The sequence below is a fragment of the Pseudarthrobacter quantipunctorum genome, assembly GCF_045291495.1.
GTDB classification, from domain to species: Bacteria; Actinomycetota; Actinomycetes; order Actinomycetales; family Micrococcaceae; genus Arthrobacter; species Arthrobacter quantipunctorum.
In genome coordinates this window covers 1,067,734-1,088,038 of sequence record NZ_CP148033.1, presented here as the reverse complement: position 1 = coordinate 1,088,038, position 20,305 = coordinate 1,067,734, and the positions used below count along the sequence as shown (strand labels likewise).

Sequence of the window (20,305 nt, the reverse complement as noted above, 5' to 3'; positions counted from 1 at the left end):
GGTGGTGCCGCTTTTCCCGGTACGCCCGCCTGCTAGACCTCTTCTACGGAACTGGGCTCTGCACGAGACAGATCGATGCCCAGTTCTTCCGCAGCCGTGAAGACTGCGTCATCAGAGTCACGCATTTCAATTGTGGTTCCGTCCGTGGAAAGAACTTCCACGTTCAGGCACAGCGACTGCATTTCCTTGATCAAGACCTTGAAGGACTCGGGAACACCCGGCTCGGGGATGTTCTCGCCCTTGACGATGGCTTCGTAAACCTTCACGCGGCCATGGATGTCATCAGACTTGATGGTGAGGAGTTCCTGGAGCGTGTAGGCGGCGCCGTAAGCTTCGAGCGCCCACACTTCCATTTCACCGAAGCGCTGGCCACCGAACTGTGCCTTACCACCCAGCGGCTGCTGCGTGATCATGGAGTACGGGCCGGTGGAGCGCGCGTGGATCTTGTCGTCCACCAGGTGGTGGAGCTTCAGGATGTACATGTAGCCGACCGAGATCGGATCCGGGAACGGCTCGCCGGAGCGGCCGTCAAACAGGCGGGTCTTGCCGGAGGAGTTGATCAGGCGTTCGCCGTCGCGGGTCACGTTGGTGGAGTCCAGCAGGCCCGTGATTTCCTCTTCGCGGGCGCCATCGAACACCGGCGTTGCAACAGTGGTCTGGCCACTTTCGCGCGGCAGGTTCGGCAGCTGCTTGACCCACTCGGGCTCGCCTTCGATCTTCCAGCCGGTCTTGGCAACCCAGCCGAGGTGCGTTTCGAGCACCTGGCCCACGTTCATACGGCCCGGGACACCCAGCGGGTTCAGGACGATATCAACGGGGGTGCCGTCGGCAAGGAAGGGCATGTCCTCAACGGGGAGGATCTTGGAGATAACACCCTTGTTGCCGTGGCGGCCGGCGAGCTTGTCGCCGTCGGTGATCTTGCGCTTGGCAGCGACGTAGACGCGGACCAGCTGGTTTACGCCCGGGGGCAGCTCGTCGTCGTTGTCGCGGTCGAAGACGCGCACGCCGATGACGGTGCCAGACTCGCCGTGGGGCACCTTCAGGGAGGTGTCGCGCACTTCGCGGGACTTCTCACCGAAGATGGCGCGCAGCAGGCGCTCTTCCGGGGTCAGCTCGGTTTCACCCTTCGGGGTGACCTTTCCAACCAGGATGTCCCCTGCTTCAACCTCGGCACCGATGTGGATGATGCCGCGCTCGTCCAGGCCCGCCAGTACTTCCTCGGACACGTTGGGGATGTCACGGGTGATTTCCTCGGCACCAAGCTTGGTGTCGCGGGCATCGATCTCGTGCTCCTCGATGTGGATGGAGGAAAGAACGTCCTCGGCAACAATGCGTTGCGAGAGGATGATGGCGTCCTCGAAGTTGTGGCCTTCCCATGACATGAATGCCACGAGCAGGTTCTTGCCCAGGGCGAGCTCGCCCTGGTCCGTTGCCGGGCCGTCGGCGATGATGCCGCCAACTTCCAGGCGCTGGCCTTCGTTCACCAGGACACGGTGGTTGTAGCAGTTGCCCTGGTTGGACCGGGCGAACTTGTTGATGCGGTAGTTGGTCTCCGTGCCGTCGTCGTTAAGCATGATGACGAGCTCGGCGGAAACCTCGGTGACCACACCGGCCTTCTTGGCGATGACAACGTCACCGGCGTCGACGGCTGCGGCGCGCTCCATGCCGGTGCCCACGAAGGGGGCCTCGGAACGGACCAGCGGCACGGCCTGGCGCTGCATGTTGGCACCCATGAGTGCGCGGTTTGCATCGTCATGCTCCAGGAACGGGATCAGGGCGGTAGCCACGGACACCATCTGGCGCGGGGAAACGTCCATGAACTCCACGTCCTCGGCGGGCACGAGGACAGGCTCGCCTCCACCACCGCGGGCACGGACCAGGACGGTCTCTTCAGCGAACTTCTTGTTCTCGTCCAGCGGTGCGTTGGCCTGGGCGATCAGCACCTCAGCCTCGTCGTCGGCCGTCAGGTACTGGACGTCGTCGGACACGACGCCATCCTTGACCAGGCGGTAGGGCGTCTCGATGAAGCCGAACGGGTTGATGCGTCCGTAGGATGCCAGCGAACCGATCAGGCCAATGTTCGGGCCTTCAGGGGTTTCGATGGGGCACATACGTCCGTAGTGGGACGGGTGCACGTCACGGACTTCCATGCCGGCGCGGTCACGGGACAGACCACCCGGGCCAAGCGCCGACAGGCGGCGCTTGTGGGTCAAACCCGAGAGCGGGTTGTTCTGGTCCATGAACTGCGAGAGCTGGGACGTTCCGAAGAACTCCTTGATCGCGGCGACCACGGGGCGGATGTTGATCAGGGTCTGCGGCGTGATGGCCTCGACGTCCTGGGTGGTCATACGCTCGCGGACAACGCGCTCCATACGGGACAGGCCGGTGCGGACCTGGTTCTCGATGAGCTCGCCGACGGCGCGGATGCGGCGGTTGCCGAAGTGGTCGATGTCGTCGATTTCGACGCGCAGGTCCACTTCCTGGCCATCGCGGGTGCCCTTGATGGTCTTCTCGCCGGCGTGCAGCGCAACGAGGAACTTGATCATGGCAACGATGTCTTCAACGTGCAGGACCGAGGCTTCCTTGTCGCCAAGGGAGCGGTCGATGCCAAGCTTGCGGTTGATCTTGTAGCGGCCAACCTTGGCCAGATCGTAGCGCTTGGAGTTGAAGTACAGGTTGTCCAGCAGCGACTGGGCAGCCTCGACGGTGGGCGGCTCGCCCGGGCGCAGCTTCCGGTAGATATCCAGCAACGCGTCTTCGCGGGTCTCGGTTGCGTCCTTCTCCAGCGTTGCGCGCATGGAGTCGTACTGGCCGAACTCTTCGAGGATCTGGCCTTCGGTCCAGCCAAGGGCCTTCAGCAGGACCGTGACGGACTGCTTGCGCTTACGGTCGAGACGGACGCCAACCTGGTCGCGCTTGTCGATTTCGAGCTCGAACCAGGCGCCGCGGGACGGGATGATCTTCGCGGTGAAGATGTCCTTGTCGCTGGTCTTGTCGGCGGCGCGCTCAAAGTAGGCGCCCGGGGAACGGACCAGCTGGGAGACGACGACACGCTCGGTGCCGTTGACCACGAAGGTGCCCTTCTCGGTCATCAGCGGGAAGTCGCCCATGAACACGGTCTGCTGCTTGATTTCGCCCGTGTTGTTGTTCATGAACTCGGCCTTGACATACAGCGGAGCGGAGTACGTAGCGTCCCGGTCCTTGCACTCGGCCATGGTGTACTTCGGATCAGCGAACTCCGGATCCGAGAAGCTCAGGGACATGGTGCCCTGGAAGTCCTCGATCGGGGAGATCTCTTCAAAGATGTCCGACAGGCCGGACGTCGTGGCGACGCTGAGATCGTTTTCTTCGACAGCCTTCGCTACGCGTGCCTGCCAGCGTTCGTTACCGACCAGCCAGTCAAAGCTGTCAGTCTGCAGGGCAAGCAGATTCGGAACGTCAAGAGGTTCGTGAATCTTTGCGAATGAGAGCCGGCGAGTGGCACCATCAGTGCTGTCGGCAGTGTTAGCGGTTTCGTTATTAGAGGTGCTCGAGGCGACCAAGAGGGATCCTTCCACAGACCTTCAGGCGTTTTCAGATCTCCCCCGCTGTGCACCCTGCGGAATGCTCCGCAGTGCTACCATCCGGTTCCGCTATATGACCCGGGGCCCGCGCTGACCATGCTGTGACGTTGTTGACGGCACGTTGATTGTCAGCTGCAAGGCAAAGCCCACCGCTATATGAAGGCTGAAGGTAAACAGGGAAGACGCAAATATCTACGATACGGCAAAATAACCTACATGTCTACCCCATGTCCGCCCGGAATGCAAGCACCGGTTTTGGGCAGGTACGCGACGCCGCTTCCGGGACGCCGCCCGGGTGGGGCCGTGCGCGGCGGGACTAAAGCCGCAGCGTGACTCCCGCGTCCGTGCAGGTTCCGGCGTTGGCAAAGACCGCGTCCCGGACCGCGTCCTGTGATTCCTGCGCGGGACGGCCGCCGGAACCGGCCACACCCGAATGGTCAATGGCCAGCAGGCTCAAGGAGGCGAACAGGCCGCGCAGGTCACCGGACACCGTCTCCTTGGCCTCTTCGGCCCGCAGGTAGATGTCCTCATAGGCTTCGGAGTCGCTGGGCGGGGCGGCCGCGTAGCTTTCAACCAGGGAGTTGAAGAGCTCGCACGCTGCCTTGGTGCCATTAGCAGGGGACGACGACGGCGTCCCGGCACTGCCGCCAGCCGAACCACTGGTGCGGGCGGTGCTTGGCTGCGGCTGGGTTGGCGCCGGAGAGGGGGCTTCCTGGGCAGGCACGGATACAGAACACGCGGTAAGCGCTGCGAGGGCTGCGGCTGCCGCCGTGGCGAGGATCTTTTTCACGCTGCTGCTCCAACCATCCGGGGCAGGGACCTGCTCCCCCTGCAAAAGTGTCTGCGCTCCACCCTACGCACGCCGCCGCCGTCGTGCACGTCCATGGGATGGGGACCTCTCCCCCGCCTCCCCTCGCCTGCCCCGCCTGCAGGCTGCGGCGCCGGCCACGCTTCAGCCTGCCGGCGGAATGCACATAGCGCACCAGGCGTTTGAATACTTAGGTGACCAGGGTCACGATAGCCTTGGTGGCACACACCGGAAAACGGAATGGAAGAGATAACCATGGGCAACTCCCGTGACAACACTGACGTTGTCATCCTCGCAGCAGTGCGCACCCCACAGGGCCGGATCACTGGGCAGCTGGCAAGCTTTACCGCAGTGGAACTGGGTTCCCGGGCCATCAAGGGCGCCCTGGACGCCAGTGGGGTGGACGCCGGTGACGTGCAGGCCGTCATCATGGGCCAGGTTCTGCAGGCGGGTGCCGGCCAGAACCCTGCCCGGCAAAGTTCAATCGGTGCCGGCATCGGATGGGACGTCCCCGCGGTGACAATCAACAAGGTTTGCCTATCTGGGCTCACGGCGGTGATCGATGCCGCCCGGATGATCCGCGGCGGCGAAGCGGAAGTGGTGGTGGCCGGTGGCCAGGAGTCCATGACCCGGGCACCGCACCTGCTTCCCGGCTCGCGGCAGGGCTGGACCTACGGTTCGATCCAGGCGCTGGACGTGGCGGCGCACGACGGCCTGACGGACGCCTTCGACGGCCAGTCCATGGGCCTGTCCACCGAGACCCGCAACCTGGCCCTGGGCATTGACCGCACCTCGCAGGACAACGTGGCCGCCCAGTCCCACCAGCGCGCTGCGCTGGCCGCCAAGAATGGAACCTTCGACGACGAAATCGTTCCGGTCAGCGTCAAGCAGCGCAAAGGCGATCCCGTTGTGGTGTCCGCTGACGAGGGCGTCCGCCCGAACACCTCGGTGGACTCCCTGGCCGGGCTCCGTGCAGCTTTCGTGACGGACGGTACCATCACGGCCGGGAACTCTTCTCCCCTGTCGGACGGGGCCGCAGCCCTGGTACTGGCATCCCGCGGCTACGCCGAAGAACACGGCCTGGAGTACCTGGCCGTCGTCGGGAAGCCGGGGCAGGTGGCAGGACCGGACAACTCACTGCACTCACAGCCGTCCAACGCCATCAAGAATGCCCTGGGACGGGCCGGCTGGACCGTCGCCGACCTTGATTTCATTGAAATCAACGAAGCCTTCGGATCCGTAGCCGTCCAGTCGCTCAAGGACCTGGACTACCCGCTGGAAAAGTGCAACATCCACGGCGGGGCCATTGCGCTGGGCCATCCCATCGGCGCCTCGGGCGCACGGCTGGCCGTCCATGCCGCGCATGAGCTGAAGCGCCGCGGAACGGGTAAAGCCGCCGTGTCCCTGTGCGGTGGCGGCGGGCAGGGCGAAGCGCTCCTGCTCTACCGCGACTGATGGCCGGCCCACCTGTGAACGGGGACGGCGGCGCCGGACACGGACGCTTCCTGTCCGACGCCGAGGCCCGCGGGCTGACGGTGGACATCGTGGAAAGGCCGGCTGCCAAAAGCCTTGAAGAAGCGGCCGCCATCCTCGGAATCAGCCCTGCAGACATCGTCAAGTCACTGGTGGTCAAGCACAAGGACGGCACGTTCCTGTTTGCGCTGATCCCCGGCGACCGCCAGATTTCCTGGCCCAAGCTGCGGACCCTGGTGGGTGTCAACAAGCTCTCCCTGCCTCCCGCTGACGTGGCGCTGGAAGCAACAGGCTATGAGCGCGGAACCATCACCCCGCTGGGCAGCACCAGCCGCTGGCCGGTCTACGCGGACGCCAGCATTACGGGGCGGCGGATCTCGATGGGCGCCGGCGCCCACGGGTACAGCGCCTTCGTGGACGCGGACGCCCTGACCGCTGCACTGGATGCGGTCATCGCGGACATCAGCGACCCCGCCTGACCACCCGGACCCAACTGAGTAGCGCTAAGTGTCGTTTTGGTGCCCCATAACGACACTTAGCGCTACCTACTTTCGCCGGGAACGCAAAAAGCCCCGCCCACAAACGTGGACGGGGCTTCCTGAGGAAAAAGCGCGTTACTACTTGAGGGTAACGGTTGCGCCTGCAGCCTCGAGCTGCTCCTTGGCCTTCTCGGCAGCTTCCTTGGTTGCACCTTCGAGGACAGCCTTGGGAGCGCTGTCAACCAGGTCCTTGGCTTCCTTGAGGCCCAGGGAAGTGATGGCGCGAACTTCCTTGATCACTGCGATCTTCTTGTCGCCGGCAGCTTCGAGGACGACGTCGAAGTCAGTCTTCTCTTCAACCTCTTCAGCAGCAGCGCCGGCGGGGCCAGCAACAGCAACAGCAGCAGCGGTAACTTCGAAGGTCTCTTCGAAGAGCTTGACGAACTCGGAGAGCTCGATGATGGTCAGTTCCTTGAAAGCTTCAATGAGCTCTTCGTTGGTGAGCTTCGCCATGGTAGGCGTCCTTCCTGTTGTGGTGCTCAGCGGCACGCGGCCGTGCTTCACACCGGAGTCTGGTCTAAAAGAGAGTTAGTTCTCTTCGGTGGCTGCGGCTTCGGCCGGAGCTTCGGTCTCTGCTGCTTCTGCGGCCGGAGCTTCTTCAGCGGCGGGCGCCTCGGCAGCTGCCGGTGCACCGTTCTCTTCTTCAAGCTTGAGGCGCAGGGCATCGATGATGCGTGCAGCGGCGGCAGCAGGGGCCTTGAGGACGCCTGCAACCTTGGCGAGCTGCAGCTCGCGGGACTCGAGTGCTGCCAGGGCAGCAACCTCGCTGGCGTTCAGTGCCTTGCCCTCGAAGTAACCGGTCTTGATGACCAGCTGCTTGTTGGTCTTGGCAAAATCCGTCAGGCTCTTGGCAGCGGCAACTGCGTCACCCTTGATGAAGGCGATTGCAGTGGGGCCGGAGAGCTGGTCGTTGAATGCTTCAACGCCGGCTTCCTTGGCTGCAATGGCGGTCAGGGTGTTCTTGACGACCGCGAACTTGGTGTCCTGGCCGAGAGAAACACGCAGCTGCTTGAGCTGTGCAACGGTGAGCCCGCGGTATTCGGTCAGGACAGCGGCGTTCGATTCCTTGAAATCGTTGGTGATCTCAGCTACTGCTGAAACCTTGATAGGCGTTGCCATAACCCTCCTTCCGGGGATAGTGCCGGTATTCGACGGTCCCCGCTCGGATGAGCTAAAACTAAAAACGCCCCGCGCAGATGCACGGGGCTTGGCTCAACACGGGTATCCCATGGAGCTTTGCTTCGTTCACCTGCGCCGGCCGCCCTGCGTTGAGGGTCCTTCGTCCGGAAATCCGCTTCGATCCCCCGCGCACAACTACAGAGTTGAGCCATGTTCAGGGGAGTGGATTTCCAACAACCGACGGTCTTTGGTCATCACAGTCTACGGGAGGTGCCGCCGCTGCGCCAAATCGGCAGTCAGCTGTTGCTGGTGCCAAGGCGCGGAAGCTCCTTTTGCCATATCCCCGTCACGCCTGCGGTCCGGAATCCCAACTGTTGGTTGACGGTCAGGAGGTACCGGTTTTCCGGGGCGTTCCAGGTGTAGATGACCCGGGCGTCCGGAAACTGCTCAGTCAACCGCTCCATGTTCGCCACCTTGATCAGGAGACCTAACTTGTTGCCGCGGTGCTCCTGCAGGACGAGCGTATCGTCCTGGAAAACCACGTCCGCGCGGTGCGCAAGCACCGTGATGGTGGTCAGGCCAACCAGCGCACCGCTGGCGAGATGCTCGACGGCGGTGACCACTGTCCGCCTGCCCTGCGCAATAGCCACATCTTCGGCCTCCCGGAGGATGGCGCCGTCGAACACCATGTCCTGCTCCACCGGCACGTGGAGAGACGGATCGACGTCGGCCCCGGCCTGGTTTTCGAGGACAGCTACGGCCTCCAGCCAGCGGTCCGGGCACCGGTCCGTCCAATGGTGCAGCCGGTACCTGCCGTTGTTTGCTTCCTCCGCTTCGGCCTGCAGGTCTGCCACCAGCTTCGAGTCCAGTGGCAGCAGGCACGAACTGAACTGCTCAATGTGCTGCAGGGTGTAGCCGGTGCGTTGGGCGAACTCCACCTCGCGGCTCTCCAGCGGCACGAAGCCCTGCCCCGACCCAGGGACCAGCTGGGCGCGCTCGAATTCGTGCAGGGATGCGCCCGGATGGTTGGTATCCACCAGGATCATGGTGCGGCCCTCATTGCGGGCCAGCTGCTCCGCGGCCTGGAGCAACCGCCTCCCAACGCCCTGGCGCTGGAACTCGGGCAGGATGTCCAGCGTGAACTCCGCAAGGTCCAGGTTATCTGTGAGGGGCAGGGCGATATCAACGGTGCCCACAATCTCCCCGTCCACCTTGGCTACGAGGATCAGCTGCCGCTCATAGGGATCCGCGAACTCAAGAAGCTTTTCCAGGGGACCGTAAGCGAGGTCGTCGCTGCCCCAGGTCTGCATGCGGACTTTGCGTCCCACTTCGACGGCGGCAAGGAAGTCCGCAGCGTCCGGCGCCTCGAGTGAATCAGGGATCCAGAGCTGCTCGATCTTCACGTCTTGTGCCATAGGCGCATCATCCCAGCCGTTTCTGCCACTCACCTTCATAACCAGCAGGCCTGAATCCAAGGGCAATATTTATGGCCAGCATATGTTGGTTTTCATTGGCGTTCCATGTCAACACAGAATGCGCCGAAGGCCACCTGGCCTGGGCATGCCGCAGATTTGCAACCTTGATGAGCAAGCCGAGGCGGTGGCCGCGGTGTTGCGCCGTGACCAGGGTGTCCTGCTGGGCGATGGACGCCGGCACTCCGGGCCGCCAGTTAAGGACCGTGTAGGCAACCAGCTCCCCGGTAGCGCTGTGCAGTGCGGCGGTCACGGCGGACTGCAGGCCGCTGCGGGCCGTCGTTCTTTCCTCATCGCGCACCCGGCCGGCGTCCCAGTCCTCCCCCTCCCAGTCCATCCCGGCGATGGGAACATCCGTGCTCATCCGGGCTTTGAGAAGCGCGTACGCGTCCACCAGGTCTTCAGGACAGGCGTCGTCCCATCCCGTGATGCTGTAGTCCCCCGCCGCGGCTGATGCCTCCGTTTCCAGCCGGGCCAGCAGTTCCGGCGCCACGGGAAGCTCCAGTCGGCTGGAGCGTTCAACCTGCTCCAGCTCGTAGCCGGAAGCGGCAGCGAACGCCACTGCCGGTTCAGCCACTGGAAGGCCTCCGGCACCGGACTTGGCCGGGAGCAGGGGAGTCCCGTCCGCCGCCGCCAGCGGAACCTCGTGGTAGCCGTAGAGGGATGTCCGGCGCCGTTCCCTGGCAATCGATTCAGCGTGTAGCAGTAGCATCCTGCCCAGCCCTTGGCGCCGGTAGGTGGGCCCAATCAAGACGTCGATGCCGGCAGTGTGCGTGTTCTCTCGGAGCGGGAGTTCCACGGAGCACGTACCAACGGCCTTCCCGTTCAGCCTCGCCAGGTAGAGCTGGCGCTCCTCGTACTCGCTGCCCCGCCAGAACTCGGCAGCTTCCGGCAAGGTGGGGCAACGGTCCAGGTTGCCCCACAGGGCAAGGTCGTGCTCCACCCGCAGGGCGTGGCACTCCTCGAAGTCTGCTGTATATCCTGCAGAACCGGCGATGGTGCCGCTGCCCGGTTCATGCAGCACTTCAACGGCCGAAAGTGCTGGTGCGGCGGGGTTCGCTGGGAAGGTATCCGGCGTCGGGTCAGCCATTCCTACAGCTTAGGCAAAAGCTCCAGCTGCGGGGATAGGCCTCGGAGCTTAAACAAAACCGCCCGGCACGGATGCCGGGCGGTTTTGTTGCGGCGGAAGATTCCGCTGCATGGGGCTTCAAACGAGGATTTAGGCCTCGGTCAGAACCTTGGTGACGTTCGGGTCAACGGAGATGCCGGGACCGAACGTGGTAGCAACGGTGGCCTTCTGGATGTAGCGGCCCTTGGAAGCGGACGGCTTCAGGCGAAGCACCTCTTCCAGTGCTGCTGCGTAGTTCTCCGCCAGCTTGATGGCGTCAAAGGAGACCTTGCCGATGATGAAGTGCAGGTTGGAGTGCTTGTCGACGCGGAAGTCGATCTTTCCACCCTTGATGTCGTTGACGGCCTTGGTGACGTCGGGGGTCACGGTGCCCGTCTTCGGGTTCGGCATCAGGTTACGCGGACCCAGTACCTTACCGAGGCGGCCAACCTTGCCCATGAGGTCAGGGGTGGCAACGGCAGCGTCGAAGTCGGTCCAGCCGGCGGCGATCTTTTCGATCAGGTCGTCGGAACCAACGAAGTCGGCGCCGGCAGCGATTGCTGCCTCAGCCTTGTCACCGGTGGCGAAAACCAGGACGCGGGCGGTCTTACCGGTGCCGTGGGGCAGGTTGACGGTGCCGCGGACCATCTGGTCAGCCTTGCGGGGGTCGACGCCGAGGCGGAATGCAACCTCAACCGTGGCGTCGAACTTGGACGGGTTGGTGTCCTTGGCGAGGGTCACTGCCTCGAACGGCGCGTAGAACTTCTCCGCGTCGATCTTGGCGGCTGCTGCCTCATATGCTTTGCTGCGCTTTGCCATGCTGCTTATTTCTCCTTGTGCAGTTGTGGTCTGCGGACCGCGCTGGGCCCTGCCACAGTTGGTGGACGGGCTCGTTATCCGTGCCCGGTTCCCAACATCTCAGTTTCGGTGGTGCCGGTGTCCCGGCGGTGCCGCCCGTCGTCGTGATCGGTTACCCGACCCGGCGCAGGCAGCGAAGGCGATTAGCCTTCGACGGTGATGCCCATGGAGCGGGCGGTGCCGGCGATGATCTTCGCTGCGCCTTCGAGGCTGGTGGCGTTGAGGTCTTCCATCTTGGTGGAGGCGATCTCGTTGACCTGGGCCTGGGTCAGCTTGGCAACCTTGACGGTGTGCGGGGTTGCTGAACCCTTGGCGACGCCTGCAGCCTTCTTGATGAGCTCTGCAGCCGGCGGGGTCTTGGTGATGAACGTGAAGGAACGGTCCTCGTAGACCGTGATTTCCACGGGGATGACGTTTCCGCGCTGGGCTTCCGTCGCAGCGTTGTACGCCTTGCAGAATTCCATGATGTTGACACCGTGCTGGCCAAGCGCAGGACCGATCGGCGGAGCCGGGTTAGCGGCACCTGCCTGGATCTGCAGCTTGATGAGGCCGGTGACCTTCTTCTTGGGAGCCAATGTAGGGTCCTTCTCTCAATAACGTCCTGGGGCACAGGAGCGTGCCTCAGGTTTGTGGCCGCCATGGCAAGGCGGCCGGCCGTTCCGGTGCTGCTAAGCGGGCAGCCCCGGGACGAATTCTTGGGTGATCAGATCTTGGTGACCTGGTTGAACGCCAGGGTAACCGGCGTTTCGCGCTCGAAGATGGACACCAGCACCACGAGGGTCTGGGATTCGACCTTGATCTCGGAAATGGTGGCCGGAAGGGTCTCGAACGGGCCCTCCTTGACGATGACGGACTCGCCAACTTCGAAGTCCACGTCCACGGGGGCCTGGTTCTGCTTGTTGACCGGCTTGCCCTTCTCGGCCTGCTCTTCCTCAAAGACCGGGGCGAGCATGGAGAAGACCTCGTCCAGGCGCAGCGGCACGGGGTTGTGGGCGTTGCCCACGAAGCCGGTGACACCCGGGGTGTGGCGGACGGCGCCCCACGAGGCGTCGGTCAGGTCCATGCGGACCAGTACGTAGCCGGGGATGCGGACGCGGTTGATGACCTTGCGCTGAGCGTTCTTGATCTCAACGACTTCTTCCATGGGCACCTGGATTTCGAAGATGTAATCTTCCATGTCCAGGGTCTGGATGCGGGTTTCCAGGTTGGCCTTCACGCGGTTCTCGTAACCGGCGTAGGAGTGGATGACGTACCAGTCACCTTCCTGGCGGCGCAGCTTGGCCTTGAACTCCTCAGCGGGGTCAACGTCTGCTTTGGCGGCGGCAGCGGCGAGGGCGTCAGTGGACTCCTCTTCGGAGCCGGCGTCTGCCTCTGCGTCAAAGTCGGAACCGGCGTCATCGGATTCGGGCGCGGAGGACTCAACCTCAGACTCGTTACCGGCTTCTGCCGTGACGTCCGCGGACTCTTCCAGCTCAGTCTCGGTTACCTCGAGCTCCTGCTCAGACACTTGGTCTCCTGCTTCCTCATTGCCTAACATGCCTATTTAAATGGCTCAATTCCGCACACCGCTGTTCCGTCCGGGAATCCCGGAGGAACACGCGGCCTGCGGACCGTGCAGCGTTAGCTGTCCGTGGTGCCGGTCCCGCCGAAGACCCAGCCGACGGCAGTTCCAAAACCGATGTCCAGCAGGCTGACGATGACCATCATGATGCCCACGAACACCAGCACCACGAGCGTGTAATTGATCAGTTCCTTGCGGGTGGGTGCAACAACCTTCTTCAGTTCGCCGATGATCTGGCGGACGAAGAGTGCAATGCGGGCGAAGAAGTTTGCCTTGGCGTCCTTCTTAGCTGGGCGGCCCTTGGAGCTGCTGGCAGCTGTTTCGGTCACCTGGTCCTCGCTCATCTTTGCAATGTTGGATTACCCGGCTCTGATCAGAACCATGGTTACTGCGCTTGCCCCGGATTTTCGCCCGGGGCGCTTGCGCAGGGCAGACAGGACTCGAACCTGCAACCTGCGGTTTTGGAGACCGCTGCGCTACCAATTGCGCCACTACCCTATGGAGTGAATTCCACTGTCTGACCACGAAGCACCAGCTTGCACTGGGGCGCACGTCATCATCCGTGTTTTCAACACCGGTGAACCAGTCTACGCAACAACTTCGCGTTCGTCGAACCGGCACATTCCCGGCCCTCCCCTGATGGCCGGCCTGATGTTTGACCAGGACACAGTCACAACCGGCAACCCGGAGGGTCCGGTGAACAGCATAGAGTAGAACTCGTCGAATCCCACATTCCAGCCCCCAGGCTGCAAGCGAAGAACGGACCTGCCATGTCTGCCGCCCGCGTTTCCCAGCGCATTTCCGCAATTGCCGAATCCGCAACCCTCGCCGTTGACGCCAAGGCGAAGGCGCTGAAGGCGGCGGGCCGGCCGGTTATTGGGTTCGGTGCCGGTGAACCGGACTTCCCCACCCCGGATTACATTGTCCAGGCCGCCATCGACGCTGCCGGCCAGCCGAAGTACCACCGCTACTCCCCCGCGGGCGGGCTGCCGGAGCTGAAGAAGGCCATCGCGGAAAAGACGCTGCGCGACTCCGGCTACGCTGTGGACCCTTCCCAGGTGCTGGTCACCAACGGAGGCAAGCAGGCGGTCTACAACACGTTCGCCACGCTGGTTGATCCGGGCGATGAGGTTATTGTCCCCACCCCGTTCTGGACCACCTACCCGGAGGCCATCCGCTTGGCCGGCGGTGTGCCCGTTGAGGTGTTCGCGGGTCCTGAGCAGGACTACCTGGTGACTGTGGAACAGCTCGAAGCAGCCGTCACGGACCGGACGAAGATCCTGCTGTTCGTCTCGCCGTCGAACCCCACAGGCTCCGTCTACTCGCCTGAGCAGGTAGCGGAGATCGGCAAGTGGGCAGCGGCAAAGGGCCTTTGGGTGGTCACTGACGAGATCTACGAGCACCTGACGTACGACGGCGTGCCCTTCACCTCCATCGCCACCGCCGCACCGGAGCTGGGCGACAAAGTGGTCATCCTCAACGGCGTTGCCAAGACCTATGCCATGACCGGCTGGCGGGTGGGCTGGATGATCGGTCCGGCCGACGTCATCAAGGCCGCCACCAACCTCCAGTCGCACGCCACGTCCAACGTCTCCAACATCATGCAGATCGCTGCCCTGGCCGCTGTTTCAGGCCCGCTGACCGCCGTTGACGAGATGAAGGTCGCCTTTGACCGCCGCCGCAAGGCGATCGCTGCCGGCCTGAACGCCATCCCCGGCGTTGAATGCCCGACGCCGAAGGGCGCCTTCTACGTCTACGCGGACGTCCGTGCGCTGCTGGGCAAGGAATTCCCGACGGCATCCGGCACCGCCACGCCGCAGACCTCCGCTGAACTGGCTGCACTGATCCTGGACGAGGTTGAGGTGGCGGTGGTTCCGGGTGAGGCCTTCGGCCCGTCCGGCTACCTGCGCCTCTCCTACGCGCTTGGTGACGACGACCTCGCGACCGGCGTGCAGCGGCTCCAGGACTTCCTGGGCAAGGCCCAGTAGGACGCTCTCTCACTTAACGCAAGAAAATATCGGACGCTCTCTCACTTATGAACTGGTCCCCGATAGTTGGACTGGCTAAATTGGGATTCTAGGCTGCGAGGGTCTTGGCCCGGTATTGCACCGGGCTCAGGCCTTTGAGCTTTGTGGAGTTTCTTTCGTTGTTGTACCAGTGGATGTACTCGTTCAGTGCCGTTGCCAGTGCTTCGGTGCTGAGGAAGCGGACGTGGTGGAAGAGTTCTTCCTTGAGATGTCCAAAGAAGTTCTCCATCACTGCGTTGTCGTAGCAGTTGCCCTTGCGGGACATCGACTGGACAGCGCCGGCGCCCTTGAGAAGGATCCGCCAGGTGACGTGTTGGTATTGGATGCCTTGGTCCGAATGCACGAGCGGCTGGTGGCCGGGCTGCAGGCAGGTCAGGGCCTCACGCAGGGAATCGTTGGTGAGCGCCAGGTTCGGGGATGAGCCCAGCGAGTAGGAAATGATCTGCCGGTCAAAGAGGTCCATGACCGGTGAGAGGTAAAGTTTCCGGTCCCCGACGCTGAACTCCGTCACATCGGTAACCCACTTCTGGTTCGGTGCATCGGCGTCGAACTCCCGGTTCAGCACGTTGGGCGCTACCGCGCCCTGTTCGCCCTGGTAGGAGTTGTAGCGCTTCCGGCGCCGGACTCTGCAGACCAGCCCGAGTTCCTGCATCAGCTTCAGCACAGTCTTCTTCGCGACCGTCCACCCTTGCTTGGACAGCTCAGTATGGACCCGCCGGTGCCCGTACCGGCCATGGTTCGTTTCGAAGATCTCCGTGACCGCGGCTTTGAGTTTCTCTTCCGGGTCCGGCGCCTGCAGCCGGGGCTGGTGATAGAAGAACGTCGACCTGGCCAGCCCGGCGACGTTCAACAGGACACCAAGCGGATAGTCAGCCTTGAGGGAAACGACGGCTTGAACCTTTACCGTCGTCCCTGTTCCCTCAAGGCCCGCAGTTTTCCCAGGTACGCCACCTCAGCGCGCAGCCGTTCGTTCTCCCGCCGCAACCGCTCAAGCTCGGACAAATCCGCAGGCGGCGGCGAATCGGGTTTCCGCGGCCGGCCTTTGGGCTTGGGCCGCAACCCGTCCTCGCCTTCGCGCCGGTACGCCCGGACCCACTTTTGCAGCAGCTCACGCGAGGCCAGACCTGCCTCGACTGCCAGATCCGGGCCGGACTCGCCCGCGAGGAACCGCTCGACCAGGGCACGCTTGAACTCAAACGAGTACGACCTCACCGGCCTGGCCACCAGCACTCCTTGCCCATGAATCCTCCACCGCCCATACAGCGCCCTGACCGGCACACGAGGCGCATCCAGCGACCGAGCCGCCGACCCATACCCGACACCCTTCTCAAACAACGCTACAGCCGCCTCGCGCTGCGCCTCAGACAATGAACTACGTGTATGCATAAAAACTGCTCCCCGGAAGTCGGAACTGAATTTCTCAGTCCAACTTCCGGGGAGCAGTTCAGGGTGATAGAGCGTTCCGGTTTAAAGGCGCATCAAGTGATAGAGCGTTCCGGTTTAAGGCGCATCAAGTGATAGAGCGTCCGGGTTAAATGCGCATCGAATGAGCGAGCGTCCCGGGGGGATGCGGCGTTAAGTGATAGAGCGTCTGGGGGAACGGGGTTAGAGGAGGCGGCGCTCGGCGGCCCACTTGGTCAGCTCGTGGCGGCTGGAGAGCTGGAGCTTCCGCAGCACTGCCGAGACGTGGGTTTCCACCGTCTTGATGCTGATGAACAGCTGCTTGGCCACTTCCTTGTAGCTGTAGCCGCGGGCGATGAGGCGCATGACCTCGAGTTCCCGGGCGGACAGCTTGTCCAGTTCGTCGTCGGCAATGTCCGCGGGCGCGGTACCGAAAGCGTCCAGGACGAAGCCTGCCAGCCGCGGCGAGAAGACCGCGTCCCCGCCGGCAACCCGGTACACGGCGTCGGTGATTTCTGCCCCCGAGATGGTCTTTGTGACGTAGCCGCGCGCCCCCGCCCGGATCACCGCAACCACGTCCTCGGCAGCGTCCGAGACACTGAGGGCAAGGAACTTGGTGGCGGGCAGCACGGCGGCGGAACCGGCGATGACCTCGCGGCCCCCGCCGCCAAGGCCGCCTGGCAGGTGAACGTCCAGCAGCACCACGTCCGGACGCTGCTGCGCAATAACGGCGATGGCCTGTTCCACCGTCGCCGCCTCACCCACCACCTGGATACTGGGGTCCAGGTCCGCTTTCAGGCCGGAGCGGAAGATCGCGTGGTCGTCCACAATGACCACCCGGGCGGACCTTGCGGCCGGAGCCGACCCCGGTCCCTGTGCTGCATTCATGGCTTGCCTTCCGTGCTGTCCTGGGTGGCAGCGGGGTAGCCCAGCCGCACCTCCGTGCCTTCGCTGCTGCTGGTGATTGCAGCCGTGCCGCCATGGCGGTTCATGCGTCCGATGATGGATTCCCTGACCCCGAGCCTGTCCTCCGGCACGTGCTGCAGCTCAAATCCGGGGCCGCGGTCCTTGATGAAGACCTCGGTGCGGCCGCCGGAGACCTCCAGATAGACCGAGACCGTCCCTCCCCCGTGGCGGGAGGCGTTGAGCATGGCCTCCCGGCTTGCCTGGATCAGCGCTTCATGGCCTTCCGTGACGGCTGTGTCCCCCACGCATACCACCTCGACGGCGTTGCCCAGCAGGTCCTCCACCTCGGCGGCCACGGCCTTGATCCGGTCCGACAGTTGCCCGGCGTCCTTGCCGGGATCCGCGAAAAGCCAGCCCCGCAGCTCACGTTCCTGGGCACGGGCCAGCCGGAGCACATCGTGCTCGTTGGCCGCCCGCCGCTGGATCAGGGCCAGCGTCTGCAGCACCGAGTCATGAAGGTGGGCCGCAATCTCGGCCCGTTCGGTTTCCCGGATCCTGCCGGCCCGCTCGGTTTCCAGGTCGCGCCAGAACTTCAGCGCCCACGGCAGCAGGACCAGCACCACCCCGCCGAGGACAGCCACAGAGGCCAGCAGCGCCAGCCAGGTCTGCTCCCAGGAACCGGATCCGGACACCATCACCAGGACGCCGGCCACCACCAGCGCCAGGCCCGCCGCAAGCCGGGCCCAGCCCCCTGCCTGGTCCGCCTTGGTTTTGTCCACCAGCCCCGCCCGCCGGGTCTCGTCCAGCTGCATCCACGCAATGGAGGCGCCGCCAAGCACTGCCGCTGCCGGTATGAGTGTCCCCAGTGGCACACTTACGCCCAGCAGTTGGGCGACCAGGATGCCTGCCACCAGCAGCAGCCCGGCTCCAAGCAAAATTTCCTTGCCGTACCGCATCTCCCGGAACCGAAACCAGGGCGGCCGCACGGCCTCGGACAGGGGCACACCGGCGTCCGCCGGCGCAGGGTATCCTCGGCCTCCCGGAACGGCAGTATCTGCGCGAAGGCCGTCGCCGGGAACGGCGGGCGCAGCGGTCAGGTACGGAGCCATTACGCCGCCGGACGGGCCCGCGGACCAGGGAACTGCGGCCGGCACACCCTCACGGCTGACGGCCGGTGCAATGGGCGACGGCGGCCGGCGCGCCTGCCGCCGTTCGCTTTCGTCAGCAGTGGGGACCATGATCCACAACCAGGCGTAGAAGACGACGCCGGCGCCGCCAGCCAGCGAGGCCAGGACCATTGCCACCCGCACGTGAACCACCGGCACCCCGAGGTGGGCGGCAAGGCCTGAGCACACGCCTGCAAGGAAGCGGTCGCTGCGGCGGACCAGCGGGAGGCGGGCGGGGACGGTTGTCATGGATCAATCCAAGCACGGATCAGGGTTCCCAAGCCCGCATTCCGCCGGGATCCGGGGTCCGCTCAGGGGCCGTTCAGGGTGTCCCCCAGTAGAGCCGAAGCCCGGCAGGCGGAAGGATCGAAGCATGAACTCGCAAACCCCCACCCCTGACGACGGCCACCCCACCGAGCCCATCCCCAAGCGGGAAAACGAAAACCCCACGTTGCCCCTCCTGCCGCCTGATCAGCAGGCGCCTGCCGGCTCACCTGATCCCGCATTGGCTTCCGGCCCGGCCCCCAAGCAGGAACAGAAGCAGGAGCAGGAAGACCCGGACGGCTCCAGTCACGGATCCACCCGGGACCACGCCGCGCAGGACAGCGCCGGTGCGGCTTCTACCGGGCAGCCGGCTGGATACTTCCCGGGCCAGGACAATCCCGATGACGGCAATCCTGGCCAGGGCTCCCGCAGCTACCCCTATGCCGGAGCACCCAATCAACAGTCGGACTTTTTCCGCTGGGTGCGCAGCCATGGGATCACCCGCGGCCAGGACCGCTGGATCGGCGGCGTCTCCAGCGGCATCGCGCGGCGCCTGGGCATCGACCCGCTGATCGTCCGCGGCGTCTTCATCGTGATGACGCTGTTCGCCGGCATCGGGGTACTTTTCTACGGTCTTGCCTGGGCCTTCCTGCCAGAGCCCGACGGAAGGATCCATGTCCAGGAAGCCGGCGCAGGGCGCTGGACCAGCGGCATGACCGGTTCACTGATCGCCGTAATCCTCGGCTTCAGCGGACTGGGAGGCGATTTTTGGGGCTGGAGCAACCACGGCTTCGGCGCCTTCCTCTGGACCCTCTTCTGGGTCGGCGGCGCCATCTACCTGGTCTACTACCTCGCGCAGCGTAACAAAGCAGCGGTTGGAACACCGGCGGGCGCAGCGGCATCCGGGACTACGTCCTATGCGGGCACCACCTATCCCGGCACCACCACGCACTCTGCCGCACCCTCTGCTGCAACCGCTCCCCCGTACTCGGACGTTGCAGGGACCGGGCCGTTCACTGGCAGCCCATACGGCGCCGCCGGATCCGGCAGCGGCGGATGGGACTACAAAGGCACCGGCAGCACCTGGCAACCGCAGGGACCGCCAACGGCACCCAAGGTGCGCCCCGCAGGTCCCGGTGCCCCCGCCGTCGCCATCGCTGCCGGCAGCGCACTGATTGTCGGCGCGGGACTGAAAGCCCTGGACGTTACCAACATCATCGACCTTGGTGACTCCACAAACGCCATCGCCTGGGCCAGCGCGGCTGCAGTCCTGGGCCTCGCAATCCTCATCCTGGGCTTCCGCGGCCGGACCTCGGGCATCCTGTCGTTCTTTGCGGTGGCAGCCCTCGTCACGGGAGGAATCTTCAACGTGGTGGGCAACAACGGCGAGCGTGTCCGCTTCCAGGAAGTCGACTGGGCACCCACCAGCATCCAGCAGGCAAGCGAAGGGCTGAACATCACGGCAGGACGCGGCACCGTTGACCTCACCGCGCTCGACCTGGACGAACCCCTTGAGTCCGAAGTGCTGGTCCCCCTTGATTTCACCGCCAGCAACGTCACGGTGGTCATCCCGGACTCCGTCCCCGTGGACATCCGCGCCGATATGACCCTGGGCAACCTCGCGGAAGGCGGCAGCCAGCGCGGCGGGACAACCACACGCGAAAGCAGCTACAACACCGACAAGCCCGGCAGCCACCTGGTCATCGAGATCGACGGCACCGTCAGCAACGTCACCATTGAGGAAGGTAACTGACATGAGCAGCCAGACACCGGCACCGGACCCGTACATTCCGGGAAGCACCACGGCCGCGCACACCGACGCCGTCCCACCCACGGGGGCGCGGGTGGGAACCATCGTATGGGGCCTGATCGTGGTGGCCCTCGCAGCCCTGATCATCATCGCCCAGCTCGGAATCGTCACCCTCAACGGGACCTACGTCCTGATCGGTCTCATGATCGGGGCGGGTGCGGCCCTGGTGGTCGGAGGACTCCTTTCCGCCCGGAAAGGTGACAACAGCACCGCAACACGGAAGTCTTGAA

Annotated in this window: 19 protein-coding genes and 1 tRNA gene; 5 read left to right on the top strand and 15 right to left on the bottom strand. The window is 64.2% G+C overall.

Going from position 1 to position 20,305, the window contains the following annotated elements:
• Positions 1-32: 32 nt before the first annotated feature.
• Positions 33-3,542 carry a DNA-directed RNA polymerase subunit beta gene (rpoB, locus tag WHH00_RS04970; RefSeq protein WP_231454775.1) on the bottom strand — a complete coding sequence of 1,170 codons (3,510 nt, stop codon included), beginning with the start codon at positions 3,540-3,542 and terminating at the stop codon, positions 33-35.
• 337 nt (positions 3,543-3,879) lie between these two features.
• Positions 3,880-4,353 (bottom strand): hypothetical protein, encoded by a 474-nt coding sequence (locus tag WHH00_RS04965; protein ID WP_406637055.1) that lies wholly within the window; start codon positions 4,351-4,353, stop codon positions 3,880-3,882.
• A 273-nt stretch (positions 4,354-4,626) separates the two neighbouring features.
• Between WHH00_RS04965 and WHH00_RS04960 the strand changes: the two genes are divergently transcribed.
• Both WHH00_RS04960 and WHH00_RS04955 read left to right on the top strand, forming a co-directional pair.
• A complete protein-coding gene (locus tag WHH00_RS04960) occupies positions 4,627-5,826 on the top strand; it encodes an acetyl-CoA C-acetyltransferase (RefSeq protein WP_406638494.1) in 1,200 nt (399 codons plus the stop codon).
• The gene (locus WHH00_RS04955) at positions 5,826-6,323 is read left to right on the top strand and encodes an aminoacyl-tRNA deacylase (protein ID WP_406637053.1); all 498 of its coding nucleotides are present in this window, start codon (positions 5,826-5,828) and stop codon (positions 6,321-6,323) included. The genes WHH00_RS04960 and WHH00_RS04955 overlap by 1 nt, the downstream gene beginning before the upstream one ends.
• Before the next feature lie 138 nt (positions 6,324-6,461).
• Here WHH00_RS04955 and rplL read toward each other — a convergent pair whose 3' ends face one another.
• From rplL to WHH00_RS04910, 9 genes are all read right to left on the bottom strand, one after another.
• Positions 6,462-6,836 (bottom strand): 50S ribosomal protein L7/L12, encoded by a 375-nt coding sequence (rplL, locus tag WHH00_RS04950; protein WP_066277893.1) that lies wholly within the window; start codon positions 6,834-6,836, stop codon positions 6,462-6,464.
• Between the two features lie 75 nt (positions 6,837-6,911).
• Positions 6,912-7,502, bottom strand: a complete 591-nt coding sequence (rplJ, locus tag WHH00_RS04945) for a 50S ribosomal protein L10 (protein WP_231454778.1) — start codon at positions 7,500-7,502, stop codon at positions 6,912-6,914.
• Between the two features lie 296 nt (positions 7,503-7,798).
• Positions 7,799-8,917 carry a GNAT family N-acetyltransferase gene (locus WHH00_RS04940; protein ID WP_406637050.1) on the bottom strand — a complete coding sequence of 373 codons (1,119 nt, stop codon included), beginning with the start codon at positions 8,915-8,917 and terminating at the stop codon, positions 7,799-7,801.
• Between the two features lie 7 nt (positions 8,918-8,924).
• A complete protein-coding gene (locus WHH00_RS04935) occupies positions 8,925-10,064 on the bottom strand; it encodes a GNAT family N-acetyltransferase (RefSeq protein ID WP_406637048.1) in 1,140 nt (379 codons plus the stop codon).
• Positions 10,065-10,193: 129 nt separating this feature from the next.
• Positions 10,194-10,901, bottom strand: coding sequence for a 50S ribosomal protein L1 (gene rplA, locus WHH00_RS04930; RefSeq protein ID WP_163161877.1), 708 nt, complete (start codon positions 10,899-10,901; stop codon positions 10,194-10,196).
• A gap of 182 nt (positions 10,902-11,083) precedes the next feature.
• Positions 11,084-11,515, bottom strand: coding sequence for a 50S ribosomal protein L11 (gene rplK, locus WHH00_RS04925; RefSeq protein WP_003803853.1), 432 nt, complete (start codon positions 11,513-11,515; stop codon positions 11,084-11,086).
• A gap of 128 nt (positions 11,516-11,643) precedes the next feature.
• Entirely contained in the window at positions 11,644-12,447 is an 804-nt protein-coding gene (gene nusG / locus WHH00_RS04920) for a transcription termination/antitermination protein NusG (RefSeq protein ID WP_406637046.1), read from the bottom strand.
• 113 nt (positions 12,448-12,560) lie between these two features.
• Positions 12,561-12,845 carry a preprotein translocase subunit SecE gene (gene secE / locus WHH00_RS04915; RefSeq protein WP_104184345.1) on the bottom strand — a complete coding sequence of 95 codons (285 nt, stop codon included), beginning with the start codon at positions 12,843-12,845 and terminating at the stop codon, positions 12,561-12,563.
• 81 nt (positions 12,846-12,926) lie between these two features.
• Positions 12,927-12,999, bottom strand: a tRNA-Trp gene (locus WHH00_RS04910).
• A 272-nt stretch (positions 13,000-13,271) separates the two neighbouring features.
• Between WHH00_RS04910 and WHH00_RS04905 the strand changes: the two genes are divergently transcribed.
• Positions 13,272-14,489, top strand: coding sequence for a pyridoxal phosphate-dependent aminotransferase (locus tag WHH00_RS04905; protein WP_406637043.1), 1,218 nt, complete (start codon positions 13,272-13,274; stop codon positions 14,487-14,489).
• Positions 14,490-14,577: 88 nt separating this feature from the next.
• Here the strand turns inward: WHH00_RS04905 and WHH00_RS04900 are convergent, their stop codons facing one another.
• From WHH00_RS04900 to WHH00_RS04885, 4 genes are all read right to left on the bottom strand, one after another.
• The gene (locus WHH00_RS04900; RefSeq protein WP_406637041.1) at positions 14,578-15,378 is read right to left on the bottom strand and encodes an IS3 family transposase; all 801 of its coding nucleotides are present in this window, start codon (positions 15,376-15,378) and stop codon (positions 14,578-14,580) included.
• 50 nt (positions 15,379-15,428) lie between these two features.
• Positions 15,429-15,752, bottom strand: a complete 324-nt coding sequence (locus WHH00_RS04895; protein WP_400516289.1) for a helix-turn-helix domain-containing protein — start codon at positions 15,750-15,752, stop codon at positions 15,429-15,431.
• A gap of 381 nt (positions 15,753-16,133) precedes the next feature.
• A complete protein-coding gene (locus WHH00_RS04890; protein ID WP_406637039.1) occupies positions 16,134-16,817 on the bottom strand; it encodes a LuxR C-terminal-related transcriptional regulator in 684 nt (227 codons plus the stop codon).
• On the bottom strand, positions 16,814-18,250 hold the full coding sequence (locus WHH00_RS04885; RefSeq protein ID WP_406637037.1) for a PspC domain-containing protein: 1,437 nt from the start codon (positions 18,248-18,250) through the stop codon (positions 16,814-16,816). Before WHH00_RS04885 ends, WHH00_RS04890 begins: the two co-directional genes overlap by 4 nt.
• Before the next feature lie 124 nt (positions 18,251-18,374).
• On the opposite strand from WHH00_RS04885, the gene WHH00_RS04880 reads away from it, so the two are divergent.
• Positions 18,375-20,018, top strand: a complete 1,644-nt coding sequence (locus WHH00_RS04880) for a PspC domain-containing protein (RefSeq protein ID WP_406637035.1) — start codon at positions 18,375-18,377, stop codon at positions 20,016-20,018.
• Between the two features lies 1 nt (position 20,019).
• The gene (locus tag WHH00_RS04875) at positions 20,020-20,304 is read left to right on the top strand and encodes a hypothetical protein (protein ID WP_406637033.1); all 285 of its coding nucleotides are present in this window, start codon (positions 20,020-20,022) and stop codon (positions 20,302-20,304) included.
• Position 20,305 lies beyond the last annotated feature (1 nt).

What these genes read in the sequence shown, in the direction of transcription:
- WHH00_RS04960 (WP_406638494.1), top strand. Translation starts at nt 4,627, where the DNA reads ATGGGCAACTCCCGTGACAACACTGACGTTGTCATCCTCGCAGCAGTG.
- WHH00_RS04955 (WP_406637053.1), top strand. Translation starts at nt 5,826, where the DNA reads ATGGCCGGCCCACCTGTGAACGGGGACGGCGGCGCCGGACACGGACGC.
- rplL (WP_066277893.1), bottom strand. Translation starts at nt 6,836, where the DNA reads ATGGCGAAGCTCACCAACGAAGAGCTCATTGAAGCTTTCAAGGAACTG.
- rplJ (WP_231454778.1), bottom strand. Translation starts at nt 7,502, where the DNA reads ATGGCAACGCCTATCAAGGTTTCAGCAGTAGCTGAGATCACCAACGAT.
- WHH00_RS04940 (WP_406637050.1), bottom strand. Translation starts at nt 8,917, where the DNA reads ATGGCACAAGACGTGAAGATCGAGCAGCTCTGGATCCCTGATTCACTC.
- WHH00_RS04935 (WP_406637048.1), bottom strand. Translation starts at nt 10,064, where the DNA reads ATGGCTGACCCGACGCCGGATACCTTCCCAGCGAACCCCGCCGCACCA.
- rplA (WP_163161877.1), bottom strand. Translation starts at nt 10,901, where the DNA reads ATGGCAAAGCGCAGCAAAGCATATGAGGCAGCAGCCGCCAAGATCGAC.
- secE (WP_104184345.1), bottom strand. Translation starts at nt 12,845, where the DNA reads ATGAGCGAGGACCAGGTGACCGAAACAGCTGCCAGCAGCTCCAAGGGC.
- WHH00_RS04905 (WP_406637043.1), top strand. Translation starts at nt 13,272, where the DNA reads ATGTCTGCCGCCCGCGTTTCCCAGCGCATTTCCGCAATTGCCGAATCC.
- WHH00_RS04890 (WP_406637039.1), bottom strand. Translation starts at nt 16,817, where the DNA reads ATGAATGCAGCACAGGGACCGGGGTCGGCTCCGGCCGCAAGGTCCGCC.
- WHH00_RS04885 (WP_406637037.1), bottom strand. Translation starts at nt 18,250, where the DNA reads ATGACAACCGTCCCCGCCCGCCTCCCGCTGGTCCGCCGCAGCGACCGC.
- WHH00_RS04880 (WP_406637035.1), top strand. Translation starts at nt 18,375, where the DNA reads ATGAACTCGCAAACCCCCACCCCTGACGACGGCCACCCCACCGAGCCC.
- WHH00_RS04875 (WP_406637033.1), top strand. Translation starts at nt 20,020, where the DNA reads ATGAGCAGCCAGACACCGGCACCGGACCCGTACATTCCGGGAAGCACC.